Raw genomic sequence first — 11,778 nt, forward strand, 5'->3', positions numbered from 1 at the left:
TTATTGGCGGCCGCGATGGTCGCTGGCTGCGGTCAGCCCGAGGCCGAGGTGCTGCTGCGCGCGCCCGTGGATCACGCCGAGGACGTCGCGGAGGACATCCCGATGACCGGCGAGGCCAGCCCCTTGTTCGCCGAGCTCGATGTGGCCATGCGCCAGTTCGTCAAGTGGCGCTGCGTCGGCGCCAGCGCGCTGGCCGTCTCGTACAAGGGGCGCCGGATCTACAAGCGCGGGTTCGGGCGAATGCACGGACGTGCCAGTGAGGCGCCCTATCCCGGGTGCGGCGACGACAGCCAGGACCCCTACGATCCTGACGCGGCGTTGGTCCAGCCCGATACACCGATGTTCCTCGGCAGCAACTCCAAGCCGGTCGCCGCCGCGGTGCTCCGCTGGTTGCTCGACGAGCGGGTCGCCGCGCACCCGGAGCTGCTGCCGCCGCCGTGCGAGGGCGAGCTGTGCAGCTGCGCCGAGCCGCCCTGCGAGCCGACCTCCGCCGACCTCCGCCTCCTCGATCCGGCCAACGATCTGCTCCCCGCCGGGCTCGCCGACATCTACCGCGGGGATGTGCCGCTCCCGTTCCCGCTGGTCGACGAGCCCTGCACGCACGGGCACGACCCGGGCTTCGCGGACCCGCGCTGGCGGGACCTCACGGTCACCAACCTGTTCTCGCACCAGGCCGGGCTGGGCCGGGGCGGGGTCGTCTATGTCGACAACGTCGAGGGCGCCCCGTACTTCGCCGAGATGCGCGGCTACGCGGACGGTGACGAGGCGGCGTGGATCGCCGAGGATGCGTCGGTGCGGGCGGCCAACTCCGCGCTCGGTCCGGCGATCGACGCGGCCGCCGAGTGGCTCGGCGCGCGCGAGGGCGACGACCCCGTATATTTCGTCAATCGCTACAACATCCTCGCGGGTGAGGAGCCGATCGAGGAGACGCTCAAGCTCAACGCCGGGGCTTGCATGGAATATACGCCGGGGGCCGCCGGGGTCTACACCGACGACGACGGGCTCTACGACCCGCTCGGGCAGAGCGGAGAATATTCGAATCACGGGTATTCCATCGTCGGGCGGATCATCGATCACATCTACGCGGCGCGCAGCGGCGGCCGGTATCACGCGGCATACGGCCAGCCGCAGAGCCACTGGCACAGCGCCCTCGCCGAGTTCTTCGCCGAGAAGCTGGACATCCACGAGGGCGTCGAGTCGCCCGAGGGTATCTTCGCGTTTCAAGGCGATTACAAGCACCTTGAGACGCTCGGCCACCCGGTACCGCGGATCTGGGACAAGAAGAGCTATGAACCCGAGGCTTATGAGGTCAAGCGGCCGTTCTGCGTGTGGCGCGGCGATAGCTGCGACTTCGGCCCCTGGCGCCGTCGCCGCGACGCCGACACCAGGCTTCGCCCAAATATGGACTTTCAACTGCTCGACGACGAGCTCGGCTTTGCGATGGCTCCTCGGTGGTCGGCCGACCGAGCGCAGCTCGGCCACGCGCCGGGTGGGCTCGTCGTCGAGATGCCCGTCTACCTCGAGTTTGCCCGCAAATACTACATCTCCGGCCGATCGACGCGCCTCGACAATGGCAACGGGAAGGAGCGCGTCGGGCCGCTCGCGGGGGTGAGTGGCGGGCACGCTGGGGCGCTCGACGGGGCTCGCGCCTTTGTCTCGCAGCTGGTCGCCCAGACCGGGATGAACGCCCTCCCGCCGCTGGTCGGCGGCCACATGGTCGACGACTTCGATCACCTCCAGTCGGTGCGGTTGGACATCCCGGGCAACGTCGATTTCTCCGTCGCGGTCAATCAGAATGGGGACCCTCGCTGTACGGACGTCGTCGCCGAGGGCTGCGGCGATGAGTACTCGATGCTGCGGAAGTTCGTCCTCTTCGGGCTCTCGCGGGTCGACTGGAGCGCCGTCGATGCGCTGCTCGCCGAGCAGCGCGACCAGGTCGTCGGTATGGCGTTGCGCGACGGTTTCACCCATTTCTGGTTCGCCGACGATCACCACGTCGTCTGGAATGGCCTGCCAGGCAGCTTCCCCGGGCGCGCGCAGGACGATCCGGGCACGGTGATCGCCAGCCCGCTCGCGGGCCCCTACGCGCTGCCGTCGACGCGGATCGGCCCCGATGTGCTCGGCGTGGCGATGGCCCCCGACGGCGAGGTCTTCGCCTGGTACAACGACGGCCGCTACAGCGCCGGCGATGTCCGCGACCTCTCGGCCAGCGCCGCGCCGTTGCGCTTCACGTGCGCGGAGGGTCAGACGCCGATGGACATCGTCGCGGTCGCCATCGCCAGCTACGGGGTCGTCTATACCTGGTACGCCGACGGGACCTGGAGCTCCGGGACCGCGAGCGACCTGGCCGCGGCGGGCAGCGGCAGCTACAGCCTCCCGCCGGGCTACGAGCCGGGCGACATCGAGGCGATCGCGTTCGAGCCCGCGCTTCCGGACCGGGTGTGGACGCGGTTTGGCGACGGAACGATCCGCATCGGCACGGTCCTGCAGCCCGGCACCCCGGGCTAAGATCATACATCGTGATCGCGCCTGGCAGGCCCGGGCTCCCCGGCGTCGCCCACGCAATCGGCGCCTGCAAGGCTTGCGGCGGCGACGCAGCCGTTCCCCGGTGGCCGCTGGTGCGGGTTGCGGGTGCGTCGATTCCCCGGGGTGCTGCTTCCGGTGCACATTGCGTGCGCAGGTTGTCGACGTTTCCAGGAATGTTCGCTTGCCTGACGCATTGTTAGTATCCCGCCGATTTGTCAGGAGTCATCATGACCGCACGTATTTCCTTGCTCCTGCTCATCGTCGCCGGCTGTGGTGGTTCGCCGAAGGCCGATACCGATGGCTCGGACACCTCGCAGAGCGCCGGCACCTCGCAGGCCACGAGCGGGTCGGGCCTCGCGTCGACCAGCGACGCGGAGAGCTCCTCCGAGGCTGCCACCACGTCGACGGGCGGGGGCGAGGCGAGCGACTCGCTGAATGAGGTCCAATCTGGCAGCCACAGCGACTCGCAATCCGCGACCGGCCCGGCGGAGGACACCGGCGAGGTCGCCACGTCGAGCACCGGCGACGGGAGCACGAGCGGGAGCACGAGCGGGAGCACGAGCGGGAGCACGAGCACGACCGGCGAGACGACGACCGGTGACACGACGACCGGTGACACGACGACCGGCGAATGCATGGCCCAGATGGGCCCCGCGCCGGTCGAGCTCGGCTCCGCCAACGACCTCGCGGCGCCCGGCGCCTACGTCCTTCTGGCCAAGGCGGCGATCACGAATGTGCCCGGGTCGGCGATCTCGGGCGGGCACGTCGGCGTGAGCCCGGCGGCCTCGACCTCGATGACGGGCTTCGCTCTGGTGCTCGACCCCTCGGGCGTGTTTGCGACCTCGCCCGCGGTCGTCGCCCCGTGGAAGGTCTACGCCGCGAACTATGTGGTGCCCACGCCCGGCAACCTGACGGTCGCCGTCCTCGGCATGCAGGCCGCGTACATCGATGCCGCCGGCCGGGTGCCCACGGACTTCCTCAACCTCGCGAGCGGCAACCTCGGCGGATTGACCCTCGAGCCGGGTATCTACACCTGGGGCAGCACGGTGCTCATCCCGGACGATGTCACGCTCGAGGGCTGCCCTGACGACGTGTGGATCTTGCAGATCTCCAACGACCTCGATGTCAGCACCGGCAAGAGCGTGCTGCTCAAGGGCGGCGCGCAGGCCAAGAACGTGTTCTGGCAGGTCGCCGGTCAGGCGACGATTCACGTCAATGCGCACTTTGAGGGGATCATCCTGTCCAAGACGGGCATCACCTTCCAGACCGACGCCACGCTGCACGGCCGCGCGCTGGCCCAGACGATGGTCGCCCTCGACATGAACGCGGTGACGGCCCCCTGATCGGCAGCAATGTGGGGCAGGGGCGCGCAGGGGCGCCGGCTCGCCGGCTCAGGCGGCGAGCTGGCGGGCGAGCAAGGGCTCGATGCCCTCGCCGCTGAGGAAGGCGCGGGCGAATGTGCGGACTTCATCGGCGGTATATTCGAGGATGCCGGCGTCGCGGAGGGCGGTGATGCGTCGGTACTCGCGCCACGACACCTGGCCGTCGAGGATGAAGCCGAGGACCAGCAAAAGGACGCAGACGCGGCGCAGCTCGGGGTCGGCGGCGCGCAGGCGGTCGAGGTAATCCGGGGGCAGCGAGGGGGCGGCGGTGACGGTGATGGCGTAGCGCTCGACCAGGGTCTTGGTGAGGAGATAGTGGTTCTGATGGAAGTCGCGCTTGCTGACGGCGATGAACTGGCAGGTGGCGTAGAGCAGCTCGCGGGGGTCGTGGCCGGCGAACCGGGCGGGCAGGCGGCGGGCGAGGTGCTCGAGCAGGCGCTGGCCCATGATGATGACCCGGGCCTCGCGCAGGACCACGTGGGTGCTGTAGGCGTTGATCGCCATGTAGATCGGCATGCCGATGAAATCGAGGACCTCGCGGACGGCGAGGCGGCCGAGCAGGCGCTGGACCAGGTAGCGCAGTAGCTTGCTGCCGAGGAAGCCCTTGAGGCGCAGGACCAGGTTGAAGACGAAGAGGACCCCGCGGTTCATGCCGAGGAAGGGGTCGATGCCGTAGCGGAGCAGGCCGCGGTGCTCGTCCTCGATGCCGATGCCGACGATCTCCGCGGCCAGCAGGTGCTTGTTGTGCGGGCCCATCAGGCCGGTGGCGACCGCGATCTCGTGCACACCCCAGAGGTTGAGGAGCACGAGCGCGTAGATCTCGACGACCATCAGGAAGACGCCCCACAGCAGCTCGGCCCAGGGCAGGACGATCGCGCCGACGAGCGGGAGGCTGACGGGCGCGGCCGGGAAGAGCTGGGGGAGGAGGTATACGGGCAGGAAGTAGGCGAGGAAGCCGGCGACGCTGAGGCCCGCGGACATCGCCAGCGCCTGGCGGTGGCGCCGGCGGATGAAGCGGACCTCGGCCGGGTTCAGGATGTGCAGCTCGCCGTCGTTGGCGAGCGGGCGCACCGGCAGGCGGGCGAAGAAGCGGTGATACAGGCGCTGCATGGCGAGGGCCTTACGGGACCTCGGCGATCGTCGCGTCGATGCACCACTGGGTCTTGGTCGAGCTGTTGACGGTCGTGAGGTCCGTGAAGGTGTTGATGTTACAGCCCGGCGGGCCCTTGATGCCGACGAAGGTCTGGCCGGCGGGGGCCAGGACATCATCGACGGCGATGCCGAGCTCCGGGCCGAACTGCTGGCCGGAATGTACGCTGATACAGAAGCGCTGGACGTTGACGACGACCGGCGGATCGATCGGGAAGCTCTTGTAGCCGGTGCTGTCGATGACGCCGATGTTGACCGACTGGAACGGGGCCATCACGGGGTGGGAGGTGTTGTTGTCGTATTCGTGGAAGTCGAGCGTCGCGGACGGGCCGCCCTTGGTGCCGAACACCGCGAAGCCCACCCGACTGACCGTGAAGGGCGGAGCGATGGGCGAGGCGAAGCACTCGGCGTCCCAGTTCTCGGCGCTGCTGGGGTTGTTGATGTCGTCGCCGAAGACGCACCAGAAGGGGAAGTCGCACTGCGCGAGGTCGGGGTAGTGCTTCAGCTCGTGGGTCATCGGCTCCGGCGCGCCGGTGGTGGCGGTGGTGGTCGAGATGTCGCCGGTGCCCGTGGTGGTCAGCGGAGCGGTGCTGCTGCCGTCGCTGGCGCTGGCGTCGGCGTTGCTGACCGCGCCCGAGCTGGCGTCGGCGGAGCCGGCCGAGGTCGAGGTGGTGGGGGTGGCGGTCGTTGCTGCGGCGCTCGTCGCGGTGGTCGTCACGGCGCTCGTCGTCGACGTCGCGCTCGCGGAGCCCTGGTCGCCGTTCGAGTCGAACGCGGGGTTGTCGCGGACGCACGCGGTCGCGGCGAGGCTGGTAGCGAGGACGAAGCGCAGGGGACGATGCACGGGTCGGAGGCTATCACGGGGCCCGCGGAGCCCGCGGAGGGACGGTGAACCACTCGCGCGAGCGCGATAATGCTCTACCCGCACATCGCTGCTGAAACCCCGCTCGATCGCTGACGCGACGCGATCGTGATCTCACCTTGGCGGTCCGGCGATCGGCGGGGGCCCGGTCTGCGGCTGTTGCGGCGATTGCGGGGCGGGCGGGACTGCGGGCATGATGGCCGCCGATGTCGTCGCGCTGCCCTGTCCCGAACCGCCGGTGCCGCCAAGCGAGGCGCGCGAGCTGACCATGGTGCAGCTCGGCTTCGCGGTCCGCCTGCTGTATTTCCTGCTCGCGCCGTTCACGATCCTGTCGGCCGGCGACGTCGTGCCGATGACGGGGGTGTGGATCAATATCGTCGTGCTGGTCGGTGGGTTCATCGCGGTCGAGCTGCTGCGCGGCGCGACCGGGCGCCACCCGCTGATCGCCCGTCTGCTTGCGCGGCAGCTGCGCTACGCCGAATACTATCGGGCCCATCCACCGCGGCCCTTCGTATATTACATGTTTTATCTGCTGCTCTTCCCGTACTGGCTGATCAACCGGCGGGCGCGGGAGGAGTTCGGGCTGTACCGCGGGTTTACGATCTTCGGGGTCGTGCTGCTGGTCGTGTTCGGGGTGGTCGACTATTTCTTGTTGTGGTGGCCGGAGATCGGCGTCGGCAAATTTGTCGCCAGCATGCTGGCGACCCTGGTGTTGCAGGTCGGGCTGCTCATCACCTTGTTGATGCCGCTGGCGGTGACGATCGTCGGCTTTCAGCTGGCCGGGCGCTCGCGGGCGGTGTGGACCATGCTGGGCGCGGCGGCGCTGTCGGTGGGGCTGGTGTATCTCGGGCGGAGCGCGCGGGTCGGCGAGCTGACCCCGATCGAGGTCGCCGCGCGGGCCCGCCTGCGCAGCGAGGCCGCCCCGGACCGGGCCCAGGCGGCGCAGGATGCTGCCCTCCGCGGGGTCTGGGACGAATTGCGCGGGGGCACGGCGACGGTCGACGGTGACGGCTGGGTCGGCGGGGACACGCTGGTGCGGGCGCACACCGCCTTGACCGGGTTCTATCACCCGGACGAGGCGGCGGCGTTCAGCGTGCACGTGTGGCCGGTGGACCAGCCCGTGTTCGCGCTGCTGCAGTGCCACCAGGCCAATCACCCGCCGCCGTGGCGGGTCATGGCCGCGGACGGGCGTATCGTCGGCGATCAGGCGGCGATTCCGGCGGAGTTATACAATGTGCAGCCGACCCGCAATCGTCGGCGGATCCATTCGGCGGTGCGGTGAAGGGGCGGGCATGGTGGAGCGTTCATTTGATGTTGTGACGCCGACGTTCATGTGGTTGGTCGTTGCCGACCACGATTCATCAATATGAAATAGGATGACGCAAGCCTCGCAGCCCGGTCACCACCCCACTCACACATGCCGGCCGAACACCGGCAGCAGCGTCCCGGAGCTCAGCGTATTCGTGGGGCTCGCGAGGAACAGCACCGCCTCTGCGATCTCCGCGGGCTTTGGCCAGCGGTCGAAGTCGGCGCCGGGCATGCTCGCGCGATTGGCGGGGGTATCGATGATCGACGGCAGCACGGCGTTGACGAGGATCTGCTCGTCGCGGAGCTCCTCGGCGAGCTGGAGGGTGAGGGCGTGGACGGCGGCCTTGGCCATGGCGTAGGCGGCGAGGCCGGGGGCTGGGATGGCGGCGGCGCGGGAGCCGACGTTGACGATGCGGCCGCCGGGTTCGCCGGGGTTCTGGGTGGCGCGGGTGCGCATGCGGGCGACGGCTTCGCGGCAGCAGAGGAGGCAAGTGATGGCATTCATCTCGAGCTGGGCGCGGGCGGCGGCGGCGGTGGTGTCCGCGATGCGGGCCCAGGTGAAGCCGCCGGCGAGGTGGATGGAGGCCCAGAGCCCGGGGAGCCTGGCGTAGAGGTTGTGGACCTGGCGTTCGTCGGCGAGGTCGACGCGGGGGATGTAGTGGGCGCCGGGGAGGGTGTGTGGACCGGGGCCGTCGTCGATGGTGGGGACGTGGCAGGTGGCGCCGGCGGCGAGGAGGCGGGCGACGACGGCGGTGCCGAGGGCACCGGCGCCGCCGGTGATGACGACGTGGCGGCCGGTGAGGTCGATGGTGGAGTGGGGCATGACGGGGCTCCGGTGGCCGATCCGCGGGTCGGGCGAATCACGGCCCTGGCCCGGGGATGGGCGGTCAATTCGCGGGGGCGAACTTCTTCGTCATATACCACTCGATCTGCTGCAGCTCGGTCTTTTCTGCCTGCATGTCGTTTTCGTCGATCATGCGCTTGATGACGGCGGCGACTTCATCGGCGGTGTGCGGCGGGTTCTTCTCGATGTCGGCGAGCTCGTGACATTGGGAGCAGACGCGTTCGAAGGTGGCGAGGGCCTGGGCCTCGTCGATCGGTGCGACGGGCGCGGCGGGATCCGCGGCTTGCGCCTGCTGGGCGCTCTGTTTGTCGAGGCCGGCCTGGCGGCGCTCGCGGGCGGAGCGCTGGAGCTCGCGGGAGATGGCGATGAGGTAGGCGGAGGCCTGCCACTGCTCGAGCTCGGAGATCGGGGCGGTGAAGGCGGGCTTGATCGCCATGCGCTCGACGGTGTTCACCCAGTCGCTGGGGGAGCGGGGGCGGGTGAGGATCGTCTTGAGGTCGTGGCAGACCACGCATTTGCGCAGGAGGACGCTGCGGCCGGCCTGCAGCGAGCCGACGGTGGCGAGCTCGCCGAGCGGGGCCTCGTCGGGGAGGCCGGCGGCGGGCAGGAGCTTGGCGACGCGGGCCCGGTTGTCCTCGCTGAACACGTCGCCGCCGGCGGCGTCGCGGGCGAGCACCATCTCGCGGAAGGCGTGCGGCATGGACAGGGCGGAGAGCGTGATCGTGAGGCCGAGCAGGAGGGTGCCGAGGACGGGCATCCACTCCTCGAAGTGGCGGAAGAAGCGGAGGATCGACAGCTTGATCAGCAGGACGATGCCGATCGACATGCCGAACATCATGTGGGCGACCGTGCGGGCCGGCCATTCGACCTGGTAGTGCCACATGCGGGGCACCATCTCGACCATCATCACGATGTAGAGCAGGACGAACAGGTAGCCGAGGATCCGGTGCAGCCGCATCAGCGAGGGCGGCGCGGAGCTCAGCTTCTTCACCTCGTCGAAGGGGTAGCCCCACAGGTGGTACATCAAGAAGACGGTGGTGAAGCCGAGGACCAGGAACAGGATGCCGAGGGATGCGCTGAGGACTACGTCCATGGTCGGGGGCTCCGCACGCGGGCGTCCGGCGGTACGCGGGGCGCTGGGCCCATCATAGACAATCCCCGCGGGCGGCGGGGCTCGCTTTCAATCCGTGCAGCAGCACGGCGGTGGCCGCCGCGACGCCGAGCGAGTCGACCTCGGGGGCGATCGGGATCGTCAGCTCGAGGTCGGCGGCGGCCAGCAGCTCGGGCGGGAGGCCTGTGCCCTCGTTGCCGACCATGAGGACCAGCCGTGGTGGGCGGGCGACGGCGTGCAGCGGGCGGGCCTGCGGCGAGGCGGTGGCGGCCCAGACGGAGCCGCCGAGGCTGCGGAGCTGGGTCAGGGCGGCGAGGAGGTCGGAGCTCTGGGCGATCGGCTGGGCGAAGCCGTGGCCCATCGCGGCGCGGATCGCCCGGCGCTCGAGCGGGTCGGCGCCGCGGCGGTCGAGCAGGACCAGGTCGACGGCGAAGGCGCGGGCGCTGCGGATCACCGAACCGAGGTTGGCGGGGTCGGCGAGGCCCTGGACCAGCAGCACGGTCCAGCGCGGGGCGGCCAGCAGGGCGTCGAGCGAGCTGGCGCCGAGGACAGGTCCGATCGGGCAGGTCGCAAGGGACAGGTCGCGGGCGAGCGCGGGCGGGCGCGCGGCGCAGGCGATCACGCCGCGGTGGAGGTCGAAGCCGAGGACGGCGCGGAGCAGGGCGTGGTCGGCTTGCAGCAGCTGGCAGTGCGCGCGGCGAGGCGGGCGAGGTGGGGGGCGGTGCCGAGGACGGCGTGGGTGTGGAAGTGCGGGCTGGCGAGCAGGCGGGCCACGGCGACCTCGCTCTCGGCGAAGAACACGGCGGGGTCGGGCCGGCGGGTGAGCAGGTCGCGGAAGCTGCCGAGGCGCGGGTCGGCGGGGTCGACGATGACGGTGCGGTCGGGCACGGGCGGGGCAGGGTGACGAGGCGGTGCCGCGACGTCAACGCGGTGGGTCGCGGTGCTTGCGCGGCGTCAGGGGGGGTCCGGGTCTTGCCAGTGGCGGAGCCAGCTGGCGCGGGCGGAGCTGGCGGGCATGGCGTGGCCGGCGAGGAGGGTGAGGCAGGCGGGGTAGGTCCAGGCGGGGCCGCGGCGCATGGCGGCGAGGCAGGCGAGGAGGTCGGGGTGGTCGCGGCCGACGCGGAGCTGGCCGCGCGGGCCGCCGTGCTGTTGCGGGCCGCCGTCACCGGCGCAGAGGACGATCGACTCCGGGCCGCCGGGGAGGACGGCGCGGAGGTTGTCCAGGAGGGCGCGCTCGTCGGGGCGGAGGGCGGCGTCGGGGAGCGGGGCGCCGGGGCCGAGGCGGAGGGCGCCGGCGAGGGCCTGGCCGACGCGACGCAGGCCGCGGCGGAGGCGGGCGCGGAGGCGGCCGACGCCCTCGCTGCGCGGCGGTGGGGCGCGGAAGCGGAGGCCGAAGAGTTCGGTGAGGGCGCTGCGTTCGGCGGCGTCGAGGCGGAGGACGGGGGAGTCGGGGAGGGCGTGGTCGGCGGGGTCTTGTTCGGGGTAGAGGGCGAGGATCACGGGCGCCTCGCCGACGAGCTTGCTGCCGGGTTCGCGGTTGTTGGTGAGCTCGGCGAGGCTGAGCCAGCGGGCGGGGAGGGCGTGGCGGGCGTCGGGGTCGTGCGGGGTCCAGCAGGGCAGCATCGGCACCTGCATGAGCTCCTTGAGGCGGCGACGGGTTCGCAGGGCCTGGAGGAGCAGGGTGAGGATGCGGGCCTGGATCGCGGGGGCCGCGAGCTCGGGGAGGCGGCGGGCGATGTGCATGAGCAGGCCGATGCCGAGGTCGGCGAGGGCGGTGACGTGGGGCTGCAGGGCGGCGCGCAGGTCGGCGGCGGTGGCCTGGACCGGGGTGCTGCCGCCGAGCTCGACGATCGCGTCGAAGCAGGGGACGGCCGAGAGGCCGAGGTGGGTCGCGACCACGCCGCCGTGCAGGAGCCAGACGCGGGCTTGCTCGCCCTGGGCGGCGACGGCGACGTGGCCGTGGATGCGCGGGGGGTCGCCGCGGGGGCCGAGGGCGAAGCGCTCGCAGGCGAGGTAGTTGCGCAGGCCGGTGTTGATGACCTCGCCGTCGAGGCGGAGCACGCCGGGGACGAAGCGGCCGACGTCGCGGAGCCAGCTGCGGGCCTGGGTCGGGTCGATCTCGGCGCCGCGCAGGTGGAGCTCGGTGCCGCGGGGGCCGGATGGGTCTGTCGCTTCGGACAGGGTCGGGGGGCCCTGGTTGGCGCGCCAGGTGAGGCGTCGGCACTTGCCGCCGCTGTGGGCGCGGAGGTCGAGCTGGGTCGCGCCGAGGCCGGCGAGGGCGAGCAGGGCGAGGCCGCCGGCGGCCTCGAGGGCGAGCAGGGCGTGGTGGCGGCGCTCGGCGGGGACGCTGGGGTCGAGCATGGCGGCGAGCTCGCGCAGCTGTTCGACCGGGAGCGGGGGGCCGTCGTCGCGGACGCTGCAGCTGCCGCGGCCGAGCTTGACGTCGATCTCGCTGGCGCCGGCGCGGACGGCCCGGCGGACCAGCTCGGCGGGCATCTGCCACGGGCCTTGCAGCTGGGCGACGGTGAGCTTGCGCAGCTCGGCCTCGATGTCGATGCGCAGGAGCTCGCGGAGGTCGACGGTGGTCACGGGGCGG

Annotated in this window: 10 protein-coding genes; 3 read left to right on the top strand and 7 right to left on the bottom strand. The window is 71.2% G+C overall.

Going from position 1 to position 11,778, the window contains the following annotated elements; all coding sequences use genetic code 11:
• The first annotated feature begins 15 nt into the window (after positions 1–15).
• Both IPJ59_RS09035 and IPJ59_RS09040 read left to right on the top strand, forming a co-directional pair.
• Entirely contained in the window at positions 16–2,508 is a 2,493-nt protein-coding gene (locus tag IPJ59_RS09035) for a serine hydrolase (RefSeq protein WP_293270838.1), read from the top strand.
• Between the two features lie 245 nt (positions 2,509–2,753).
• Positions 2,754–3,869 (top strand): ice-binding family protein, encoded by a 1,116-nt coding sequence (locus IPJ59_RS09040; RefSeq protein WP_293270839.1) that lies wholly within the window; start codon positions 2,754–2,756, stop codon positions 3,867–3,869.
• A gap of 48 nt (positions 3,870–3,917) precedes the next feature.
• On the opposite strand, the gene IPJ59_RS09045 is transcribed toward IPJ59_RS09040, so the two are convergent.
• Both IPJ59_RS09045 and IPJ59_RS09050 read right to left on the bottom strand, forming a co-directional pair.
• Positions 3,918–5,018 carry an LBF_2804 family protein gene (locus tag IPJ59_RS09045; RefSeq protein WP_293270841.1) on the bottom strand — a complete coding sequence of 367 codons (1,101 nt, stop codon included), beginning with the start codon at positions 5,016–5,018 and terminating at the stop codon, positions 3,918–3,920.
• 10 nt (positions 5,019–5,028) lie between these two features.
• Positions 5,029–5,901, bottom strand: coding sequence for a hypothetical protein (locus IPJ59_RS09050; protein WP_293259600.1), 873 nt, complete (start codon positions 5,899–5,901; stop codon positions 5,029–5,031).
• 211 nt (positions 5,902–6,112) lie between these two features.
• On the opposite strand from IPJ59_RS09050, the gene IPJ59_RS09055 reads away from it, so the two are divergent.
• Positions 6,113–7,201 (top strand): hypothetical protein, encoded by a 1,089-nt coding sequence (locus IPJ59_RS09055; RefSeq protein ID WP_293270843.1) that lies wholly within the window; start codon positions 6,113–6,115, stop codon positions 7,199–7,201.
• Between the two features lie 129 nt (positions 7,202–7,330).
• Here IPJ59_RS09055 and IPJ59_RS09060 read toward each other — a convergent pair whose 3' ends face one another.
• The 5 genes from IPJ59_RS09060 to IPJ59_RS09080 form a co-directional block, all read right to left on the bottom strand.
• Positions 7,331–8,050: an SDR family NAD(P)-dependent oxidoreductase gene (locus tag IPJ59_RS09060; protein ID WP_293270845.1), complete on the bottom strand. Its 720-nt coding sequence runs from the start codon at positions 8,048–8,050 to the stop codon at positions 7,331–7,333.
• A 64-nt stretch (positions 8,051–8,114) separates the two neighbouring features.
• A complete protein-coding gene (locus IPJ59_RS09065; RefSeq protein ID WP_293270847.1) occupies positions 8,115–9,164 on the bottom strand; it encodes a hypothetical protein in 1,050 nt (349 codons plus the stop codon).
• A gap of 52 nt (positions 9,165–9,216) precedes the next feature.
• Positions 9,217–9,804 (bottom strand): TrmH family RNA methyltransferase, encoded by a 588-nt coding sequence (locus tag IPJ59_RS09070; protein ID WP_293270849.1) that lies wholly within the window; start codon positions 9,802–9,804, stop codon positions 9,217–9,219.
• The gene (locus IPJ59_RS09075) at positions 9,801–10,070 is read right to left on the bottom strand and encodes a hypothetical protein (RefSeq protein WP_293270851.1); all 270 of its coding nucleotides are present in this window, start codon (positions 10,068–10,070) and stop codon (positions 9,801–9,803) included. Before IPJ59_RS09075 ends, IPJ59_RS09070 begins: the two co-directional genes overlap by 4 nt.
• A gap of 66 nt (positions 10,071–10,136) precedes the next feature.
• Positions 10,137–11,771 carry a hypothetical protein gene (locus tag IPJ59_RS09080; protein WP_293270852.1) on the bottom strand — a complete coding sequence of 545 codons (1,635 nt, stop codon included), beginning with the start codon at positions 11,769–11,771 and terminating at the stop codon, positions 10,137–10,139.
• Positions 11,772–11,778 lie beyond the last annotated feature (7 nt).

Origin of the sequence: Nannocystis sp. (assembly GCF_016714285.1) — a bacterium.
Classification (GTDB): Bacteria; Myxococcota_A; Polyangia; order Nannocystales; family Nannocystaceae; genus Nannocystis.